The 20,044-nt window shown below is 36.5% G+C and carries 22 protein-coding genes; 16 read left to right on the top strand and 6 right to left on the bottom strand.

Annotated elements, in window-relative coordinates; genetic code table 11:
• Nucleotides 1-135: 135 nt before the first annotated feature.
• Nucleotides 136-639, bottom strand: a complete 504-nt coding sequence (locus ACLI50_RS14415) for a superoxide dismutase family protein (RefSeq protein ID WP_062672846.1) — start codon at nucleotides 637-639, stop codon at nucleotides 136-138.
• Nucleotides 640-877: 238 nt separating this feature from the next.
• Here ACLI50_RS14415 and ACLI50_RS14420 point away from each other — a divergent pair, with 238 nt between their 5' ends.
• The 10 genes from ACLI50_RS14420 to ACLI50_RS14465 all read left to right on the top strand — a co-directional run bounded on the left by ACLI50_RS14420 (nucleotide 878) and on the right by ACLI50_RS14465 (nucleotide 9,461).
• Entirely contained in the window at nucleotides 878-1,525 is a 648-nt protein-coding gene (locus ACLI50_RS14420; RefSeq protein ID WP_343643835.1) for a 4'-phosphopantetheinyl transferase family protein, read from the top strand.
• A gap of 90 nt (nucleotides 1,526-1,615) precedes the next feature.
• Nucleotides 1,616-2,518 carry an AraC family transcriptional regulator gene (locus ACLI50_RS14425; protein WP_343643834.1) on the top strand — a complete coding sequence of 301 codons (903 nt, stop codon included), beginning with the start codon at nucleotides 1,616-1,618 and terminating at the stop codon, nucleotides 2,516-2,518.
• A gap of 93 nt (nucleotides 2,519-2,611) precedes the next feature.
• Nucleotides 2,612-4,858 carry a TonB-dependent receptor gene (locus ACLI50_RS14430; RefSeq protein ID WP_411414092.1) on the top strand — a complete coding sequence of 749 codons (2,247 nt, stop codon included), beginning with the start codon at nucleotides 2,612-2,614 and terminating at the stop codon, nucleotides 4,856-4,858.
• Between the two features lie 49 nt (nucleotides 4,859-4,907).
• Nucleotides 4,908-5,567: a hypothetical protein gene (locus ACLI50_RS14435; RefSeq protein WP_411414093.1), complete on the top strand. Its 660-nt coding sequence runs from the start codon at nucleotides 4,908-4,910 to the stop codon at nucleotides 5,565-5,567.
• Between the two features lie 139 nt (nucleotides 5,568-5,706).
• A complete protein-coding gene (locus ACLI50_RS14440; protein ID WP_411414094.1) occupies nucleotides 5,707-7,020 on the top strand; it encodes a 2TM domain-containing protein in 1,314 nt (437 codons plus the stop codon).
• 4 nt (nucleotides 7,021-7,024) lie between these two features.
• Nucleotides 7,025-7,330 carry a 2TM domain-containing protein gene (locus ACLI50_RS14445; RefSeq protein ID WP_411414095.1) on the top strand — a complete coding sequence of 102 codons (306 nt, stop codon included), beginning with the start codon at nucleotides 7,025-7,027 and terminating at the stop codon, nucleotides 7,328-7,330.
• Between the two features lie 33 nt (nucleotides 7,331-7,363).
• Nucleotides 7,364-7,933 carry a methyltransferase family protein gene (locus tag ACLI50_RS14450; protein ID WP_411414096.1) on the top strand — a complete coding sequence of 190 codons (570 nt, stop codon included), beginning with the start codon at nucleotides 7,364-7,366 and terminating at the stop codon, nucleotides 7,931-7,933.
• 124 nt (nucleotides 7,934-8,057) lie between these two features.
• Nucleotides 8,058-8,354, top strand: a complete 297-nt coding sequence (locus ACLI50_RS14455) for a 2TM domain-containing protein (RefSeq protein WP_202842121.1) — start codon at nucleotides 8,058-8,060, stop codon at nucleotides 8,352-8,354.
• A gap of 27 nt (nucleotides 8,355-8,381) precedes the next feature.
• A complete protein-coding gene (locus tag ACLI50_RS14460; RefSeq protein WP_227941314.1) occupies nucleotides 8,382-8,657 on the top strand; it encodes a 2TM domain-containing protein in 276 nt (91 codons plus the stop codon).
• Between the two features lie 60 nt (nucleotides 8,658-8,717).
• Nucleotides 8,718-9,461 carry a LytR/AlgR family response regulator transcription factor gene (locus tag ACLI50_RS14465; protein WP_082798753.1) on the top strand — a complete coding sequence of 248 codons (744 nt, stop codon included), beginning with the start codon at nucleotides 8,718-8,720 and terminating at the stop codon, nucleotides 9,459-9,461.
• A gap of 91 nt (nucleotides 9,462-9,552) precedes the next feature.
• Here ACLI50_RS14465 and ACLI50_RS14470 read toward each other — a convergent pair whose 3' ends face one another.
• Both ACLI50_RS14470 and ACLI50_RS14475 read right to left on the bottom strand, forming a co-directional pair.
• On the bottom strand, nucleotides 9,553-10,779 hold the full coding sequence (locus ACLI50_RS14470; RefSeq protein ID WP_343643829.1) for a DUF6051 family protein: 1,227 nt from the start codon (nucleotides 10,777-10,779) through the stop codon (nucleotides 9,553-9,555).
• A 209-nt stretch (nucleotides 10,780-10,988) separates the two neighbouring features.
• Nucleotides 10,989-11,885 (bottom strand): hypothetical protein, encoded by an 897-nt coding sequence (locus ACLI50_RS14475; RefSeq protein ID WP_343643828.1) that lies wholly within the window; start codon nucleotides 11,883-11,885, stop codon nucleotides 10,989-10,991.
• A 114-nt stretch (nucleotides 11,886-11,999) separates the two neighbouring features.
• Here ACLI50_RS14475 and ACLI50_RS14480 point away from each other — a divergent pair, with 114 nt between their 5' ends.
• Together ACLI50_RS14480 and ACLI50_RS14485 are read left to right on the top strand one after the other, a co-directional pair.
• Entirely contained in the window at nucleotides 12,000-12,728 is a 729-nt protein-coding gene (locus ACLI50_RS14480) for a glycine-rich domain-containing protein (protein WP_411414097.1), read from the top strand.
• Between the two features lie 14 nt (nucleotides 12,729-12,742).
• A complete protein-coding gene (locus tag ACLI50_RS14485; protein WP_411414098.1) occupies nucleotides 12,743-13,093 on the top strand; it encodes a hypothetical protein in 351 nt (116 codons plus the stop codon).
• Between the two features lie 63 nt (nucleotides 13,094-13,156).
• Here the strand turns inward: ACLI50_RS14485 and ACLI50_RS14490 are convergent, their stop codons facing one another.
• Together ACLI50_RS14490 and mnmA are read right to left on the bottom strand one after the other, a co-directional pair.
• The gene (locus ACLI50_RS14490) at nucleotides 13,157-13,366 is read right to left on the bottom strand and encodes a hypothetical protein (protein WP_411414099.1); all 210 of its coding nucleotides are present in this window, start codon (nucleotides 13,364-13,366) and stop codon (nucleotides 13,157-13,159) included.
• Nucleotides 13,367-13,493: 127 nt separating this feature from the next.
• A complete protein-coding gene (gene mnmA / locus ACLI50_RS14495; RefSeq protein ID WP_411414100.1) occupies nucleotides 13,494-14,681 on the bottom strand; it encodes a tRNA 2-thiouridine(34) synthase MnmA in 1,188 nt (395 codons plus the stop codon).
• 189 nt (nucleotides 14,682-14,870) lie between these two features.
• Here mnmA and ACLI50_RS14500 point away from each other — a divergent pair, with 189 nt between their 5' ends.
• A complete protein-coding gene (locus tag ACLI50_RS14500; RefSeq protein ID WP_202842112.1) occupies nucleotides 14,871-15,398 on the top strand; it encodes a hypothetical protein in 528 nt (175 codons plus the stop codon).
• Nucleotides 15,399-15,540: 142 nt separating this feature from the next.
• Here ACLI50_RS14500 and ACLI50_RS14505 read toward each other — a convergent pair whose 3' ends face one another.
• Nucleotides 15,541-18,075 carry an ATP-dependent Clp protease ATP-binding subunit gene (locus tag ACLI50_RS14505; RefSeq protein WP_202842110.1) on the bottom strand — a complete coding sequence of 845 codons (2,535 nt, stop codon included), beginning with the start codon at nucleotides 18,073-18,075 and terminating at the stop codon, nucleotides 15,541-15,543.
• A gap of 150 nt (nucleotides 18,076-18,225) precedes the next feature.
• Here ACLI50_RS14505 and ACLI50_RS14510 point away from each other — a divergent pair, with 150 nt between their 5' ends.
• From ACLI50_RS14510 to ACLI50_RS14520, 3 genes are read left to right on the top strand one after another with little or no spacing between them, the layout of a single operon-like run.
• On the top strand, nucleotides 18,226-18,450 hold the full coding sequence (locus ACLI50_RS14510; protein WP_110008987.1) for a uroporphyrinogen decarboxylase: 225 nt from the start codon (nucleotides 18,226-18,228) through the stop codon (nucleotides 18,448-18,450).
• The gene (locus ACLI50_RS14515; protein WP_202842108.1) at nucleotides 18,450-19,547 is read left to right on the top strand and encodes a glycosyltransferase; all 1,098 of its coding nucleotides are present in this window, start codon (nucleotides 18,450-18,452) and stop codon (nucleotides 19,545-19,547) included. Before ACLI50_RS14510 ends, ACLI50_RS14515 begins: the two co-directional genes overlap by 1 nt.
• Nucleotides 19,548-19,591: 44 nt before the next feature.
• Nucleotides 19,592-20,011: a SufE family protein gene (locus tag ACLI50_RS14520; protein ID WP_062672886.1), complete on the top strand. Its 420-nt coding sequence runs from the start codon at nucleotides 19,592-19,594 to the stop codon at nucleotides 20,009-20,011.
• Nucleotides 20,012-20,044: the final 33 nt, after the last annotated feature.

Genomic DNA, 20,044 nt, shown 5'->3' on the forward strand with positions numbered 1-20,044 from the left:
AATGCATAACCAATCACAAATTAAAATGAAAACCTATAAAAACAAAAACCAAAGCAATAGTAAAATTACTCTGGTTTAATTATTTATTTTTGTACTATAATCTGTATCAGTTTTTCAGGACTAGTCAAAAGTAGATTACTTAATTTCTACACATCCCACTCTTCCTCCTGCATTTCCGGTAGGCTGAGTATGGAAGTCATCTGCAGCGGCATGTACAATAAGACCTTTTCCAATGATGTTTTTAGACTCATCTGTACAGCCCAGACACCATTTGTCTGTCTTGAAAGTCAATGTTGCTGTTCCGTTCTGATCAGCAACCAGGTTTCCTATATCTCCCATATGGAAATGTTCAGCACCCCATTTACCATGATCATTCTTCGAAGGATTCCAGTGGCCGCCAGTAGAAGTTCCGTCTGCAGCAGAGCAGTCTCCTTTTTCATGAATGTGTACCGCATGGATTCCAGGAGTAAGGTTGGTAATATCCAGCTTCATTGTTACTTCATTTCCATTTTGAGTAAACTTCGCTGTTCCTCCTGTCTGTGTTCCGCTTTTGGCATTTACAGAATAGGTTTTTGTGGTTCCGCATGAAACGGCAAAAACTGCAAATCCCGCCAATAATGCTAATGTTTGTACTTTCATTTGTTAAATGATTTATAGTGATTTTACGATAAATTTAAAAAAGATTTTCCAAAGCGCTTTATGATCTCACTCTTTTTTGAAAAACTTAGTTTAAATGATTGCTTTAATACAGGCTGTTGTAACCTTAAATTCCGAAACTTAGCTCTGAGGCTTACTGATTTAAAACGAGGTAGAAAAAAGCTTATTTTAGTAGCTGGGAAGCAGTGTATAATCTGATCCTTGGAGAAAGAAAAGAAAAATGATTATTCTGTATACATTCATTAGCGAAGAAAAACATCAGTCACGTTTAGACCGATACCTGCCTGCTTTTTCTCAGGAGGTTAATCAGAATATCCTGCGATACAGAAGATGGCAGGATGTGCAGCTTTCTTTACTGGGAAAGGTGCTTTTACAATATGGTTTAAAAACGTATTATAATATTTCTGATGTAAAAACAGATGTTCTTCCCAATAAAAAGCCTTACTTAAAAGACCATCATCTTCATTTTAATATATCGCATTCCAAAGAGCTTGCGGTCTGTGCTATTGCAGAATATCCTTTGGGAATAGATGTTGAATTCAGAGATCCGAAGATCAATTATCAGGATTTTATATTTCAGATGACGGCCAGAGAGCTTCAGGAAATTCATGATGCTGAGGATAAAACGAAAGAATTCTTCACTTATTGGGCAAGAAAGGAAGCTGTAATAAAGGCTCATGGAGCAGGGATGATGCTTCCGCTGGATTCTTTTGAAGTGGTCAATAACGAATGCAGGATTGAAGAAGAAAAGTTCTTTACCAGAGAAATTTTTATTCATGAAGATTATCAGGGGTATATTGCATCTTCAGATCAGAAAATTAAAGAAGATGTTCTTTTATTTAAACGTTTTGAAGAAGATATCTCGTGACAAAAAAGCGAAATGACCTCCAGACAATAGCAATAAAAGACAACAGACTTTCATTCCGGAAAAATATCTTTGTAAACTAATAATTTTGAAGTGGAAGAGTATAAAAAACGGATTGTAAAAACAATTCAATATATTGATAACCATATTGATGCAGATCTTTCTCTGGAGAAAGTTTCAGAGGTAAGCGCTTATTCTCCGTTTCATTTTCACAGAATTTTCAAGCTGGTTACAGGAGAAACCCTTCAGAACTATATCATCAGAAAGAAAATAGAGAAAAGTGCTCTTCATCTGGCGGTTCATAAAAATATGGAGATCAAGGAGATCTATTGGGATCTTGGTTTCTCCAATCATTCAGTTTTCTGTAAAACATTCAAAAAATATTACGGTCTCGCACCCACTGAGTTTCGCAGATCGGCTCCGGAAAAATTTCACAGGATTTTACAAATACAAAGCAAGAACGGACAAGTTGATACGGTTTTCAGCCAATACATTTGCAATATCGAAAACCTGTTAAACTGGACTAAAATGAATTTAAAAATCGAAGTAAAAGAAATGCCGGAAATGAATCTGGCCTCTGTTATGAGTCTTGGAATGGCTAATGTAGAATCTTCTTTCAACATTTTAATAGACTGGGCAAAAAAGAAAAACCTGTTTCCGCGGCAAAATCTTAAAATGATTTCTGTATATCATGACAGCTGTAAAATCACACCTCTCGATAAAGTCAGGATTCACGCCTGTATGCTTTTGGATGAAAAACTTCAGCAACAGGAGGGAGAAATATTTTCAGAAACATTAGAGGGCGGAAAGTACATTGTAGGGAGCGGAGAGGTGACATTGGATGATTTTGAACAATGTTGGGTTTCTTTGTTCTTATGGATGAATGAAAACAATTACACCATGAGAAGAACCTTCCCTTATGAAATCTATCATTCCAATTTTAAAGAACATCCGGAAGGAAAAATGATCGTGGATTTTTGCATTCCGGTTCATTAATTACCATTCGGTAGCAAAAGAATGCCTTTCAGTAATAAATTTTTTACAGAAAGGTATTTCTCATGCTATTTTTGATTCCAGAAAACAATAAAAATGAAAACACAAGGACAAAACATCCTATTTCTGATTCTTCTTCTCACTTCCATTATGGGATATTCCCAGGTGAAAATATCGGGGAAAGTATCCTTCAAAAACAAAGGAGTCGCCGAAGTAAATGTAACACTGAAAGACACCTATGATGGGGCTACAACAGATGCCCAGGGTAATTTTACCTTTGAAACTTCAGAAAAAGGAGCTCATACAATTACTTTTACCCACCCGAAATATGAAAATGTGGAAAGCTCAGTTTCTATTGAAAGTCAGGATATTACCTTGAATATTGATCTTAAAGAACAGATCAGTGAGATTGATGCAGTGGTGGTTTCTGCAGGATCTATTGAAGCCAGCGATAAGAAAAGAGCAACAGCATTACTCACTCCCATTGATATTTATACCACAGCAGGAGCAGACGGACAGATTTCTTCAGCATTGACTTATCTCCCGGGAGTACAGAAAGTAGGTGGAACAGAAGGGCTATTTATCCGTGGAGGTACAGGAACCGAGTCTAAAATCTTTATGGACGGAAGTCTTATCAATAATTATTTTTCCAATTCAGTTCCGGGAATTGCGGGAAGAGATCAGTTCAATACTTCACTTTTTAAAGGAAATATCTTCTCAAGTGGTGGTTATTCGGCGTTGTACGGCCAGGCCCTTTCGGGAGCTTTAATGCTGGAAAGTGTGGATCTTCCGGAAGAAACTTCTTATAATGTTGGGATTTCACCCATTTTCCTGAATGCCGGATTTCAGAAGTTAGGAGATAATAAAAACTATTCTTACGGAGCTACGGCAGGATATTCTCTGCTAAGCCTGATGCAGAAAGTTTTTAATTTTAATACAGATTTTGTTGAAGCTCCGCAAGGTCTCAACGGAGATCTGAATTTCAGATTTAAAACAAAATCAGGAGGCTTTTTCAAATATTACGGAATGTTCAATTCCAATAAAATGGGAGTAAAGTCGGAAAGCCTTGAACCCGGATCCGATTTCAGTCTGGTAAAGCTTAAGGGTAAAAATACATTTCACAACCTTTCTTTTAAACAAAAATTCGGAAAATATCTGCTTAATGTGGGCGGTTCTTATTCCTACAACAGATCGGATCTTCATTTTTCTACAGAAACCAATGATGTTGAATCCAACAGAAGCCAGCTTCTCACTGATGGAAACTATGTGAACTTCAAAGCAGTTCTTGAAAGAAAGATAAACAGAATCAGTGCCGTAAGAGGAGGAATTGAACTGAATAATACCGATGAAAACCTGAATTTTGAAGCTGTACAGAAACATTATAAAGACCTGATCTCTTCTGCTTTTGTGGAAACAGACCTTGGCTTCAGCAATGCATTGTCAGCAAAAATAGGGGTGAGAGCAGAGCATTCTTCTTTTTTAGGAAAGGATAATATTGCGCCTCGTTTTGCGATTGCCTACCGTCTTGCAAAAGACTGGACCACTTCATTAGCTTACGGGATTTTTTATCAGAATCCGGAAAGTAAATACATCAATGGACCTGCCAATCTTGGTTTTCAGAAATCACAGCATTATATTTTCCAGGTTCAGAGAGCTTCAGAAGGCAGAACTTTACGTTTTGAGGCATTTTACAAGAAATATGACCAGTTGATTAAGACGTTCAATATTACCCAGGACAAAGAGCAAAATCAGCAGATTCAGACCGCTTTAAACAATGATGGCTACGGATATGCAAAAGGACTGGAGTTTTTCTGGAGAGATAATAAAAAGACATTTGAAAATATCGATTATTGGATCAGCTACTCTTATCTGGATTCAAAAAGGGATTTCCTGAATTATCCGGTAAGCCTGCAGCCGAGTTTTGCAGCAGAACATACCCTTTCAGCCGTTGCAAAAAGATTTATTCCGGAATGGAAGCTTGGGGTCAATTTATCATATACTTACGCCAAAGGACGGCCTTATTATGACATTGCCTCCACATTTAAAGATGGAAAAACTGTAAATTTTATCCGGAATGAAGGAACACTTAAGGATTACAACGCGTTGAATTTCAGTGTCAATTATCTTCCGAATATCGGTAAAAAAGATGCGAAAGCCTTTCCTGTATTTGTATTGAGCATCAGCAATATTTTAGGATCAAAGAATGTATATGGCTATAATTTTTCAGCCAATGGTTCCAGAAGCTCTGCTATTGTTCCGCCAGTCAATACTTTTGTATTCATAGGAGCATTTATAAGCTTTGGAGTAGATAAAACAGATGATGCCATCAATAATAATTTATAAAAAACATATCTTAGAACACACAATAAACTAACTTTTAAAATTTAATATCATGAAAAAATACCTTTTAAGTTTTGCTTTAGCTTTCGTGAGCTTAACGGCTTTTGCACAGGCAGATTACGATAAAATAATGTCTGAGAAAATTGCGAAAATTGAAACCTGTAAAACCCCGGAAGATTTCCAGGCTCTTGCAAATGATTTCCAGAGAATAGGAAGCAAGGAAAGCTCAAAGTGGTTACCTGCTTACTATGCAGCATTTTCTTATATCCAAAAAGGAAGAACCCTGATGAGGGACGGAAAAATGCAGGAATTGGATGGTATTGCAGATCAGGCAGAGAAAAGTCTTTCATTGGCTCAGAACCTTGCAGGAGCAGATAATGCGGAAATTCATCTGTTGAAAAAAATGTCTTATTCCCTGAGAATGATGGTGAATCCTGCCCAGCGTTATATGACAGACGGGGCAAGAGCTGCTGAGGAACTTAATATTGCAGAAAAATTAGACCCGGCAAACCCAAGAATTGCATTGATCAAAGCAGAAGATGTCTATTTTACTCCCGAACAGTACGGAGGAAGTAAAACCAAAGGATTGGAACTATTTAAAGATGCCAAGGCCAAGTTTACAACATATAAGCCTAAAACAGCTTTAGATCCTAACTGGGGAAGAGGAGAAGCCGATTATTTCCTAAGCTTACCGGCAGAAAAAGCAAAGTAGTTTTCTTTGTATTTCAAATCAATCGACCTTCATTCGTGAAGGTTTTTTTATACCATTCGGAAAGAAAAATCAGCCCTTCGGTAACAATTAATTTTTGATACCTTTAATAAAAACTAATTTTGAGTCAAGAAAACAGATCATGAAGCGTACATATTTGACAACCTTACTTTGGACATCATTGGGAACTACATTGTTTTTCTTTTTGTTTTTTAATGATGAAAAAACTTTGCAGACTTTTTTGATTACGCTGCTCCTTTCCACCATGTACTCGTTTGTTCTGGGATTTGGAAACGGATTTATCAATGAATTCCTCAACAGAAAATTTCCATGGTCCGAAGCTACCCGAACGAGAGCTATTTTAAGTATCATTTCCATTATTATCGGAAACTTTATTCTGGTGTATTTCTGTAATTATATGAACTATGTGGTGATTCAGAAAACAGCAACCACGCAAGAGTTCTTTTCCTCTAAATATGGGGTAACCAATTGGTTTATGATCAATATTGCCCTTCTGATTTCTGCTTTCCTGCACGCGAAAGGTTTTATGGAAGAACTGAAGAAAACTTCCAAAAAAGAAGTGGTGGAACAGAAGCTTATCGCCAAATCCGCCAATGCCCAGTTTGAAAGCTTAAAAAACCAGCTGGATCCGCATTTTCTTTTCAATTCCCTGAATGTTTTAAGCTCTCTGATTGATGAAAATCCCCGACAGGCACAAAAGTTTACCGCTTCAATGTCAAAGATTTACCGGTATGTACTTGAACAAAAAGATAAAGAGCTGGTAACGGTGGAAGATGAAATAGAATTTGCCAGAACTTATTGCGAACTTTTAAAAACAAGGTTTGAAGACAGTGTAGACTTTACTTTTGATGTCGCTAAAGAGGATTATCAAAAATATGTAGTTCCACTGGCTTTGCAGCTCTTGCTGGAAAATTGTATCAAACACAATTTTGCAACGTCATCAAAACCTTTGGTCATCAGAATTTTTTCAGACGGAAATACCCTTTGTATTGAAAATAATCTTCAGGTAAGGGAGCAGATCAAAGAAAGCTCAGGAATTGGCCTTGCCAATATTGTACAGCGTTATTCCCTTATTACAGAGCGAAATGTCTTCATTGAAAAATCCGAAGATTATTTTAAAGTAAAACTTCCGATGCTGATGGCTAAACCGCATATTTCTACATCAAAACCTGAAGATGATTCTGCCGCTTACCAAAGGGCACAAAAGAGAGTAAAAGAGATTAAGAGTTTTTATATGAACCTTATTTCTTACTGTACCGTAAGCGCCTTTTTAATCTTTATTAATCTTTTTACAAGCAGCAGAAATCATTGGTTCTGGTTTCCCGTACTGGGATGGGGAATAGGCGTTGCTTCCCATGCATTTCAGGTGTTTGGAGTAGGAGAATCATGGCAGGAAAAGAAGATTCGTGAAATTATGAACAAACAAAAAAAATAACACCATGGGAAGATTTGACGAAAACAATATTGAATATCAACGGGCAAGAAGGCAGGTAGAAAGACTGCGTGGATTTTACGGACATGTATTCGCTTATATCGCTGTGAATGCTCTGATCGTTGTCTATAATTATATGCACCTGAAGCCTGGTGAAAGCTATTTTCAGTTTAAAAACTTTTTTACGGCAATTTTCTGGGGAATAGGGCTTGCAGCTCATGCGGTGACCGTTTTTCTGCCGCACGTTAATTTTATCAGGAAATGGGAAGATAAGAAAATCAAGGAACTGATGGATAAACAGAAAGATCACTAAAAAGGAAATTTTAATCTAAAAAAATTCTTTACAATGAATACCTTATCAACGCTGTTCTACATTTCAATGGCTGCTTGGTTTCTCACGGAATTCCTTTACAAGAACATGCTGAAGTCCGGCAAAGAAGATCAAAAGAACAAGGATAAATCAACTCTGAATATCCTATGGCTGGCTATTCCGTTTTCTATTGCAAGTTCAGTATTTATTTTTTACAATACTCATTTTCCGATAGTTAATGGAATTTGGATTGTATATCTGGGTGAACTTTTTATCCTTATCGGGATCATTGTCAGATACATGATCATCAGGTCATTAGGGAAATATTTTACAGTAGATGTAACCATCAGACAGGATCATAAAATCAAAAAAGAAGGATTTTATAAGTATCTGAGGCATCCTTCCTATGCTTTTTCTCTGCTGACTTCTCTCGGTCTTGGTTTGTATTTAAATAACTGGCTTTCATTGATTTTTGCTTTTGTTCCTCATTTTTTAGCCTTTGCCTACAGGATTAAGATTGAAGAACAGACGCTGATAGAACAGTTTGGGGATGAATATATTGAATACAGAAAAAGCACCAAAAAATTGATCCCATTTATTTATTAATGACAGGTTTTTACAGTTCAGACAGCATAATCTACCATTCGGTCACATAAAATTGATTCGTAGCACTTTCCTGAGCTAACTTTGATTCAAGAAAAAACAAACCAACCTTTTAAAACAAATCATTATGGAAATTTTACCAGACAAAGAAACAATAGCTTACAGAAAAGCTTCAAGAAGAGTGAAAGACCTGAAAGAATTTTATGGAAACCTTACCTCTTACTGTATCATTATTCCTTTTTTAGCAATACTGAACATTGTAACTGCTCCCGGATATTTATGGTTTCTATGGCCTGCACTGGGATGGGGAGTAGGAATTGCATTTCATGCCATAAGCGTATTCGGGATTGGTAAAAGCTGGGAAGAAAGAAAAATCAGAGAACTGATGGAGAAGGATGAAAAACAGAAAATTAAAACACTATAAACAATTATAATTTAAAAACTTACCATCATGGATTACGAAACTGCTCAAACAAAAACCCGCAACATCAGAAAATTCTATAAAAGCCTTTTTATATTTGCCTTATTTGCCGTTCTGATCATTCCTGATGATATTTTTGGTGAAAAAATGATCAGCTTTCATTGGTTTGACCGATATACTATTCTTGGAATCTGGGGATTTATTATTCTGGTAAAAGCGGCAAAACTATTTCTCTTTGATTCCGAATGGGAAAAAGATATGATTGAAAAAGAACTCAGAAAAGAGAAAAAAACGATACACTATTAAAATCTGTCCACTTTTATATAAATTTATTTCCTAAAATCTGAAAACCAAAACTTAAACTCAATGATCAAAACTGTCATTATAGAAGATGAAAAACCGGCTTCAAGGAAATTAGAGAGAATGCTGAATAACTTTCCTGAAATAGAGATCGTTGCCAAAATAGAATCAGTAGAAGAAGGTGTTGCCTGGTTTTCTGAAAATGAACATCCGCAGCTGATCTTTTCCGATATTGTTTTAGGTGACGGACTGTCTTTTGATATCTTCGAAAAAGCACCTACCAAAGGTTTCATTATCTATACAACAGCATTTGACCAATATACCCTGAAAGCCTTTAAGCTGAACAGTATTGATTATCTTTTGAAACCTATTCTTGATGAAGATCTGGAAGGAGCAGTGGAGAAATTTAAATCCTTCATTCCTGCCAGCGATACCAATGGTTCTCAGGATATCAAACAGTTAATCCGAAAAGAAAAGTCTACGCTTTCCAGAGTTCTGGTGAAAATAGGATACAACCTTAAGATTATTCAGACTCAGGAAATAAGCTGCTTTTTCAGTGAGAATAAAATCGTTTATCTTCAGACGGAAGACCGTACCTATCCATCAGATTTTACACTTGATGAGCTGGAAGATGTACTCGATGAGAAAAAGTTTTTCCGGGTGAACAGACAGTTTATTATCAGTTCGGATTATATCAAAAACATCCATACTTCGCCTTACTATAAGGTGGACCTTGAGTTTCAGCCTGAAGAAGAAATAACGGTCAGCAGAGACCGTGTGAAAGATTTTAAAGACTGGTTGGTCAGTTGATAAAGATTAACTTAAAAACAAACACCATGGATCTTATTCTATTTATTTTTAAACTATTTCTCTCTCTATTTTATCCCTGAAAAATTAATCATCAGGCATTATAGAAATCACTGGCAGATTGTACAAACTGGTGGAATGCGTCGGTAACTTCTTTTGAATGCTTGTGGGTAAGCGGAAATGGAACCATATGGGAATATTCAAAGGGGAAATCTTTGATTTCAATATCTACATTGATGTTCCTGTAGCCACCCTGCAGCGTATTGAGTGCTTCTATCGGAGGAGCTACACTGTCTTTCTCTAATACATAAGCCTTGATCTGAGATTGGATTTCCTGAATTCTTTCCTCTCTTTCCTTCTGGAAATAATTGTAGCGGAGCATTTTTTTGAACCAGCTTTCCTGTGGATGCAATGCTTCATTCTGATAATGTTTCAGACGTGAATCTGACTTAAAATCAGAGCTCAACAGTTCCGTAAAAACAGATTGCATTTTAACTGTTGCCTGAGTATCCATGATGTATTTGGATATAGGAAACATCCTGTCGATCGTCATTCCTCCACAAAAACAAAATACTTTTGATCGGGTAAAATAATGATGAGGATCAGCCATTTTGATAATTAAAGCAAGAAATGATCCTATAGAATACCCAAATAAATCCAGATCTGCTTCTGTAGAAATACCCTTTATTTTACCCTTTTTAATATCTTTTACCACTTCTGTAATATCAGAATAGGTCTGTAGCCCGGACCAGAATATTCTTTGCGGATGCGCTTCCAGTCTGGAACTTATCGCAGCATTTACATAGGAATAATTCATGTTTTCCGGATACTTTTTTTTCCTGAAATTAACCACTTCCATCATGTGACGGCGGTCACTCCAGATAGGTTCTGCTCGATCCATATGAAACGCAATAGGGAACAGTATGATGGCCTTTTGTGTTTTTTGGGCCAATTCATACGCCCATGGCAGGTATTTATCCCATTTCTTTTCATTCAGTCCATGGAAAAAAAACAAAGCTCCTTCGGCTGTTTCTATATCTGCCCGCTTCAGGATATGATATTCAAATCTTTTATTGCATTCAATATCAAAATCTTTGATGTCTACAGCAGGTTGGTTGTATAAGAGATAACCATTTTTGTTGATTTCTAGGGTTTGCTGATGTTTGTTGCACTGTTGTTTCTCTGAGCCATAAAGCAGATCACATACCTTGGATTCAAAAGGAATTGATTCAATGCTTACATTCAGTTCCTGAAGTTCAGCCCTGTCTTTTTCGGAATCAAAATGATTTTTCAAAACTTCATACAATTCATAATATTCCATAGCAAGACGATTGAAGGGTTTATATTTAGAACCATCAAGTTAGAGAATTATTGCGGTAATTAATTGATTTTTAAGGTTTAAATATATTCCAGGCATAAGAGAAATACAATAAACCCCGAAATAGTCTTATTCCGGGGCCATGGTATAGAGATTGATGATGATGTTTATTGTTGAATTATTTTTTGTCCGATAATCTTTATTTTTTTTAACTATCTGTAATCTATTCTGTTAGATTCGGTATCTTCAAGTTGTTTAACAATTGATTCAGGTATTTCGTCACTGTCAATGGGAAAACTGATGGAATCAGAAATGAAGTTTTTTCTGTCCGCTTTTCTGAAGATTTCAAATAAAGCAATCGGCTCCTGATTGAAACTAATGCAGGTGCTTATAAAGTGGATTTCGTGGAGTTTATAGTCTGGGTTCTTAAGTTTTTCTTTAATATCCTTTATCCTTGAAATGAAATGTCTCTGACGAATAAAAGTATTGCTGTTCATGATGATGAAAACATAATCAGAATAGGCGGTTACTTTTCCAAAGTATTTGTGATGATCACCACCGCTTCTTTCAATAAAATATTCTCCTGTGGTTTCCGACTTATAAATTTCCATGGCAGAACGCCATATGCGGTCTTCTTTTGCCATCAAAGGATTATCGGGCAGATTTCTGTTATAAGAATACCAGCACCCTACTAAACGGTCTAAAAGAGCGGTATTCATATTGGTATTATTCATATCAATCCTTAGATCATTAAAATTGAATGCTTCCGTATTTGAATTTATGAAATCTATGTAATTGGAATATCCCAAAACTTTGACAATTAAACTCAGTTTAGCAAGGTTGGGTCTGCTTAAAACTGCATTCTCGTTCTGTTTGAATTTTTTCAGTTTATTGATGATCAGATGCTCATACAGATAATTTGTTCCCAGAATATCAGGTTCTTTTTTAATCTCTTTTTCTGAATGATCATTGATAATCAGTTCATTCAGTTCAGCGCTTATATAAGACCATTCGGTTTTGGTCACATCTTCCCAATGGTTTTTCTTTAAAAATTGCCGGCTTAAGAAATTCATAAGCTTTTCAAGATGCAGGATATCTTCCTTTTTCATGGTATATATTTTATAAGACTAATTTAAGATTTTTATGAAACCAAAAAAGATTTTTGAAAGACTTTTATATTATATAATCCATTGATATTTGAATAGAAAACAAAAATCAAAACAATGGAAACAAAAATGCTATTACTAGATGAGTCCCTTTGGAAAAGGATACAGGAGTTTTCTCTGGATGCTCCCGGGGTCGAGTTCCCTTTCTCAAAAAAACTCGCCAAAGAAGAACGCTGGAGTCTTGATTTCGCAAGAAAAGCAATTGAAGAATACAAAAAGTTCGTGTATCTCTGCTGTATTCTTCCCCACGGAGCTTCTCCCAGTAACATCGTTGACAAGGTTTGGCATATGCATCTGATTTATACGCAGAATTATTGGGAGGAATTCTGTCCCCATATCTTAAAAAGGCCACTTCATCATCATCCATCCAAAGGTGGTTATGCGGAAAAAGAAAAACATCAGAACTGGTTTGAAGATACTTTAACAGGTTATCGGCAGATTTTCCGGCAAGAAGCACCTGAAGAAATCTGGAGAGAGCGTAAGAAAAAGTCAACATTGCAATCATGGCTTAGAAAAATGGCCTTCTTTGCTCCCATATTGGTGTTATTGCTTTTATTTTCGTGTACAGAAGGAGATAACTTTTCAGGGTTAATAGTTACTGCAGTTGTATTTGGGATTATTTTTATTCTGGGAACTATCGTTTCAATCATAGGAGATCAGGAGGTTTCTGACCCTAACAGAAAAGATAAACAAAATAATGACGGAGGAAGTTGTGGCGGATCAAGCTGCAGCGGAGGAGGTGGTTGTGGAGGAGGCTGCGGTGGTTGTGGGGGATGCGGAGGATAATAAAACTAATCATTATGAAAAAACTCATCATTTATTCAGTTCCGGTTGTGATAGGCTTTATGTGGCTTATGGCAGTCCATCAGACATTTAATCCGGTTATTCTTAAAGGACCTGACTTTCTGAGGTTCTATCTCATCCTGATCCTCGGATTTTATGCTTCGCTTTTTATTCTAAAGTCTTTGAAAATAGCTATTTCGAGTACAACACTTTATTTTGCGGGATTTATTTTATTATTGGGAATTATCAAACTTATCAGAGGGTTCTTGTTGGGAAAACCTGTTGGGTTTCTTGTTGTGATATTAATAGCAGAAGGTATTGTTACATTGGTTTTTATCTCAGGTTATGTAAATGAAAAGATAAAATAAAATTTATTATTAAAAACAAACCCGAAACAAAAATGTTCCGGGCTTTATTATGTGTTGTTGATATTAAATATCTTTCTTTTCTTCTTTTGCGGGCTGATAGCCATATTTTCGAACCATAACGGAAGTCAGGACTACCAAAATAAGACTGATCGCGATATTGGAGTTTTCCGGATGTACAATGGCCTGATAAAGATTATAACCGAAAATAGCGGATACAACTGCAATCAGAATATTGTTTACATAAGCATACTGGTTTTTTGTAGATGTTTTCATAGTAGTATTTTTTATTGTTATTTACTCAGTAAGTATGATAACTTAAAAAACGTTACAGAAAAATTTCAAAAAAATATTTTCTTTAAAAAAACAATCTCAATGACCCGAATCCCGTACCCCGAAACTCTTATGAAATAACACCACTGCCGATCAGCTCCTCATCAATATACCATGATGCAAACTGTCCTTCAGCAATAGCAGACTGAAGTTCATCAAATTCAATATAAAAAGCATCCTCAAACTGATACAGGGTTGCTTTCTGCAAAGGCTGTCTGTATCTGAATCTGGCCATTACTTCCATAGATCCTCCGTTCTGAAGTCTCAAATCCTCTCGCACCCAGTGCAGTTCAGAATTGTCTATTTTCAAAGCTTTTTTATGAAGACCCGGGAAATGGCTTCCTTCTCCTACGAAAAGGATGTTGTTTTCCATATCTCTGGAGATGATAAAACAGCTTTCTTTATGGCCGCCTATACCAAGTCCTTTACTTTGTCCGATCGTGAAAAACTGGGCACCCTGATGTTTCGCGATTACTTTTCCGTCAGATTTTTTATAATGGATTTTTCTTGATAAAAATTCAAGTTCTTCTTCTTTGGATGAGAATTCAGGTTTTTCTTCCGAAAATAGAGGAGAATCTTTGAAAATTTCTACGATTTCCCCTTCATTTGGTTTCAATTGCTGTTGTAAAAACTGGGGAAGACTTACTTTTCCGATAAAACATAATCCCTGAGAATCTTTTTTATCTGCCGTTACCAGTCCGATTTCTTTTGCAATTTCTCTTACCTGAGGCTTTGTAAGTTCTCCAATTGGGAATAACGCTTTTGAAAGCTGATCCTGGCTTAGCTGGCAAAGAAAGTAAGACTGATCCTTATTGTTGTCTTTTCCGGCCAGAAGATGGAAAATTTCTTTTCCGTTTTCATCAAAAGTAGAATTTACCCTTGCATAATGTCCTGTTGCTACCTTATCGGCGCCCAAAGACATTGCGGTCTTCATAAACACATCGAATTTTACTTCTCTGTTACACAATACATCAGGGTTGGGAGTTCTGCCTTTTTCATATTCGGCAAACATATAGTCAACGATACGCTCCTTGTAAAGTTCACTCATGTCTATCACCTGGAAAGGAATTCCAAGTTTTTGTGCTACCATCAGAGCATCATTACTGTCCTCAATCCAGGGACATTCATCTTCTAATGTTACGGAAGCATCGTTCCAGTTTCTCATAAATAAAGCCACTACGTCATGGCCTTGCTGCTGCAGCAAATATGCTGTAACACTAGAATCTACACCTCCAGAGAGGCCTACTACTACTTTCATTGTATTCAATTTTACGAAACTCTTAACGGGAGTTCTTAGTTTGATGCGGCAAAAATACAATTAAAAAATTCGTAAAAAAACCATAATTTTAAACATTGATAAAAACGATAGCATATTGATTACCTTTTATCAGTCTCTCTGCAGACGGAAACAGAGGAGAACATAACTTTAAAAACAAAAATAGTATATATGAAAAAGTTTATTATTTCTATGATGCTGATAAGCTCAGGATCAGCATTTTCCCAAATTTCAGTAGGTGCACCGGTACAGGAAAACAGCAAATGGACTTTCGGAGGAGGTATTGGATTAGGATTTGGAAGCAACAGTGCCTTTAATCTGTCGGCTTCACCAAGAGTAGGTTACAGGTTTACAGATGATTTTGAAGGCGGTGTGGTAGGAAGTGTTTCGTGGCAGACTTCTGATTACTATAAATCTACTATGTTTGGAGTAGGTCCTTTTGTCAATTATTATTTTGCCAGATCATTTTACGTGGGAGCCAACTATCAGCATTATTTTGTTGATTACAAGGATAAATACTACGATTATAAATACAATACGGAAGAAAATGCATTGTACCTTGGAGGAGGATATATGCAGCGGATCGGGAATAATTCCTTCATGCAGCTGGGGTTAATGTACAATGTGCTTTGGAAACAGAATTCCAGTGTATTTTCCAGCGGTCTGATCCCGACTATTGGTTTTGTGGTGGGGCTTTAAAGGTTCATTTATCAAGAGGAACGGGCTTTAACCCGTTTAGTCAGAAAACAAAATTCATCCGGCTTCAGCCAAAGCTTACAAAACAAAAATCCCCGGGAAACTTCCCGGGGATTTTCTATTTGAAATTAAATTATTTATTTAATTAAGATTGAGAAGACTTTTCAGCCGATTTCTTAGCTTTCTGTGTTTTCCCGATCAGTCCGTCTTTTGCTTCATTAAGATCAAGAATTACGGTTTCTCCTTCGCTCAATTGCTTGTTTACCAGCATTTCTGCCAATAAGTCCTCAATATATTTCTGAATTGCACGTTTCAGTGGTCTTGCTCCGAAATCTTTATCCCATCCTTTTTCAGAAATAAAGTCTTTTGCTTCTTCAGTAAGATCCACTTTATATCCTAATTTTTCAAGTCTGCCATAAAGCTTATTCAGTTCAATATCAATGATTTTCTTGATATCATCCTGTACAAGAGAGTTGAAGATCACAATATCATCAATTCTGTTTAAGAATTCCGGTGCAAATGCTTTTTTAAGGGCATTTTCAATGGTACTTCTCGCTCTTGAGTCTGAAGTGGTTTTCTTCGCAGAAGTTCCGAATCCTACACCGTCTCCAAAGTCTTTAAGATCTCTTGTTCCGATGTTTGAAGTCAGAATAATGATGGTATTTCTAAAATCAATTTTTCTTCCCAAGCTGTCTGTAACGTGTCCTTCATCCAAAATCTGTAGCAGGATATTGAATACATCCGGGTGAGCTTTTTCAATCTCATCCAAAAGAACCACTGCGTAAGGCTTTCTTCTTACCGCTTCTGTCAGCTGACCTCCTTCTTCGTATCCTACGTATCCCGGAGGCGCACCTACTAATCTTGACACCGCAAATTTCTCCATGTATTCGCTCATGTCGATTCTGATCAGAGATTCATCGGATTCAAAAAGCTCTCTTGCCATTACTTTTGCCAATTCGGTTTTACCAACCCCGGTTGTTCCAAGGAAAATAAAGGTACCGATGGGGCGGTTAGGATCTTTAAGACCAGCTCTGTTTCTTTGAATAGCTTTAACAACTTTCTTCACAGCATCTTCCTGACCGATTACTTTTCCGTTCAGTTTCTCATCCATTTGGGCAAGTTTGTCAAGCTCGTTCTTACCAACTTTCGTTACAGGAACTCCGCTCATCATAGAAACCACTTCCGCTACATTTTCTTCTGTTACGGTTTCTTTTTTCTCTTTTACATCCTTATCCCATTTTTCCTGAGCTGAATTCAGTTCCATCTGAAGACGTTCCTCTTCATCTTTCAGTTTTCTTGCTTCAAGATAGTCCTGAGCTTTTACCGCTTTCTGTTTCAGTTCTTTGATATCTTCGATTTTCTTTTCAAAATCAATAATTTCAGTAGGAACTTTCATGTTTTTGATATAAACACGGGATCCGGCTTCGTCCATTGCGTCAATTGCTTTGTCCGGTAAGAAACGGTCTGTTATATATCTTGATGTCAAATTGACACACGCCGCAATCGCTTCAGGTGTATAAATGACATTGTGATGCTCTTCATACTTATCTTTGATCTGGTTCAGAATCTGAATGGTTTCATCAATAGAAGTAGGTTCCACCATTACTTTCTGGAATCTTCTTTCTAAAGCTCCGTCTTTTTCAATATACTGACGGTATTCATCCAGGGTAGTTGCCCCGATGCATTGAATTTCACCTCTTGCCAAAGCCGGTTTGAACATATTGGAAGCATCTAAACTTCCTGTGGAACTTCCAGCTCCTACAATCGTATGAAGCTCATCAATAAATAAGATGACATCCCTGTTTTTCTCCAGTTCCGTCATGATGGCCTTCATTCTTTCCTCAAACTGACCACGGTACTTAGTTCCGGCAACTAAACTTGCCAGGTCTAAAGTGATCACACGTTTTCCGTAAAGAACTCTCGACACTTTTTTCTGTTGAATTCTTAATGCTAAACCTTCAGCGATCGCAGATTTACCAACTCCAGGCTCCCCGATAAGAAGCGGGTTGTTCTTCTTTCTACGCGATAAGATCTGAGAAACTCTCTCAATTTCTTTTTCACGACCGATCACAGGGTCCAGTTTTCCGTCTCTGGCCAAAGAAGTAAGGTCTCTACCAAAGTTGTCCAATGTAGGGGTTTTACTTTTTGCAGAACCTAGATTTCCTGTAGGTTTTCTCATTTGCTCAAATTCCTCTCTCTCATCATCATCATCGTAAGCACTCATCTGTGGAGACTGGCCTGAATTTTTAAGCATAGTCTGGTACTCTCTTGAAACTCCTTCGTAGTCGATGTCATAAGCTCCCAGAATATTTGAAGTAGGGTCCTCATATTTATAAAGAATACCTAAAAGCAGGTGAACGGTATTAATTTCATTGCTTTTATACTGTCGGCATTCTAACTCTGCACGTTTGATCGCATGATCTGCCATCTTAGTGAAAGAAATATTGGTAACCTCCTCAGAAATAGGATTAAGACTTGCTGTATTTAAAGTTTCAATTTTTCTTCTGATTTGTGTTAAATCCGCATTAAGGTTTTGAAGGATTTCTTTTGCAGAGTTTTCCGTTTTTATAATACCTAAAAGTAGATGTTCTGTATTAAGAAATTCACTTTTCAGCCTTTTAGCTTCGCTTTTGCTTTGTTTGAACACCTGGCTCAAACCTTGTGAAAACTTATAATCCATAATATATCTCATTAGAACAAAGGCAACATTACCTTTTATTCATTATCTAAATTACAAATATTTTACCAAAAATCAATTAATGACTTTATGGCAGAAAAAAATTTATTATCTTATTGAAAATGATTAAGTTTGTAACCTTAAATTTTCCCCATGAATCCTGAACTTACCACTTACATTGGCTATTCTGCTTCTCTTTTTATCGTATTGAGTTTCATACTGAAAGATGTAAAAAAAATCAGAGTGGTTAACATGATTGGCTGTATTTGTTTTGTCATTTATGGTATCTTTAATGGAATGCTTTGGCCGGTTATCATACCAAACGGGCTTATTTGTTTCATTCAAATCTATTATTTAATACTAGACAAGAAAGATTGATGAGGAAAAAAATTATTACTTCTGCTTTTAGTAATCTGTATACTGACCAACGGATAGAGAAGGTATGCAAAACCCTTTTTGATAACGGGTATTCCATAGATCTGATTGGTAACGATTGGGAAGGAAATGAAAAAATGGAACGTCCTTATCCCTTTTCCAGAATAGGATTGAAGTCTAAAAGCCTGAAGACCGCTTATTTTGAATTCAACTGGAAATTATACAAAGAACTGAAGAAAAAAGCGGACAAAGATACGATTCTCCATGCCAATGATATTGATGCACTTCTGCCAAATTATCTCATTGCCAGAAAACTGAACATCCCTTTGGTGTTTGACAGCCATGAAATTTTCACGGAAATGCCATCGGTTCAAAACAGGTTTTCTCAGAAATTCTGGAGAGTGCTGGAAAGAAAGCTGGTTCCCCATATGGAACTGATGATGACAGAAAGTGAAAGCTATGCCGAATGGTTTCATGAACAGTATAATGTCAATCCGGTAGTGGTTAGAAATATTCCGAGAAAAATTCTTTCAGCACCGGAAATTCCTGAAAATCATCCAAAGATCATTCTGTATCAGGGAGCAATTAATCAGTCGAGGGGAATTGAAAAAATGATTGTGGCCATGCATCATATTAAAGATGCTGTTCTGAAAATTGCAGGTGACGGCCCGAAGAAAAAAGAATACGAAGAACTTGTTATTCAGGAGAAACTTCAGGATAAAGTCTTTTTTCTGGGTAAGCTGAAACCGGAAAATCTCAGGGAAATAACAAAAACCGCTGATGCAGGATTCAGTCTCGAAGAAAATAATGGAGTAAGCTACTATTATTCACTTCCTAATAAGGTTTGTGACTATATCCAATCGAGAGTACCGCTTGTGATGATTAATTTTCCGGAAATGCAAAGGATAAAAAATCAATTTAATGTAGGAGAAGTTATTCCGGATCATCAGCCTGAAACCATTGAAAAAGCAATCAATCTTGTTCTTCAGAGAGGAAGACATTATTATCAGAGCGAATTAAATAAGGCAGCAGATGTATTTTGCTGGGAGAATGAAGAGACAAAAATCCTCCAACTTTTTGAAAAAGCATCCTGTAAATAATTTTTACAAAATTGGTTATCTTTGCAAAAGAAATTTGATTTAAAATGACCATTAAAGAAAAACAGCAGGAAATAATAGATGAATTCGCTTTTCTTGAAGATTGGGAGCAAAAGTATGAGTACATCATTGATCTTGGAAAAGAACTGAAAGGCTTGGCTGAAGATAAGAAAACAGAAGAAAATCTGATTAAAGGCTGCCAGAGCAAAGTTTGGATTGATGCTGAATTTAAAGACGGGAAACTTTTCTTTAATGCAGATTCTGATGGTATTCTACCAAAAGGGATCGTTTCTCTTTTAGTAAGTATTTACAGTGGACATTCCACTCAGGAAATCCTGGATTCTGATTTTGATTTTATCGGAGAAATAGGACTACAGGAGTTTCTTTCACCTTCCAGAGCCAACGGACTTATGGCGATGACAAAGCAGATCAAGTTTTATGCAGTTGCTTACCAACTGAAATCATAACCGTGACCAGAATTTTAGCATATCGTTTTTCCG

This window comes from Chryseobacterium cupriresistens, assembly GCF_046614675.1.
Taxonomy (GTDB): Bacteria; Bacteroidota; Bacteroidia; order Flavobacteriales; family Weeksellaceae; genus Chryseobacterium; species Chryseobacterium cupriresistens.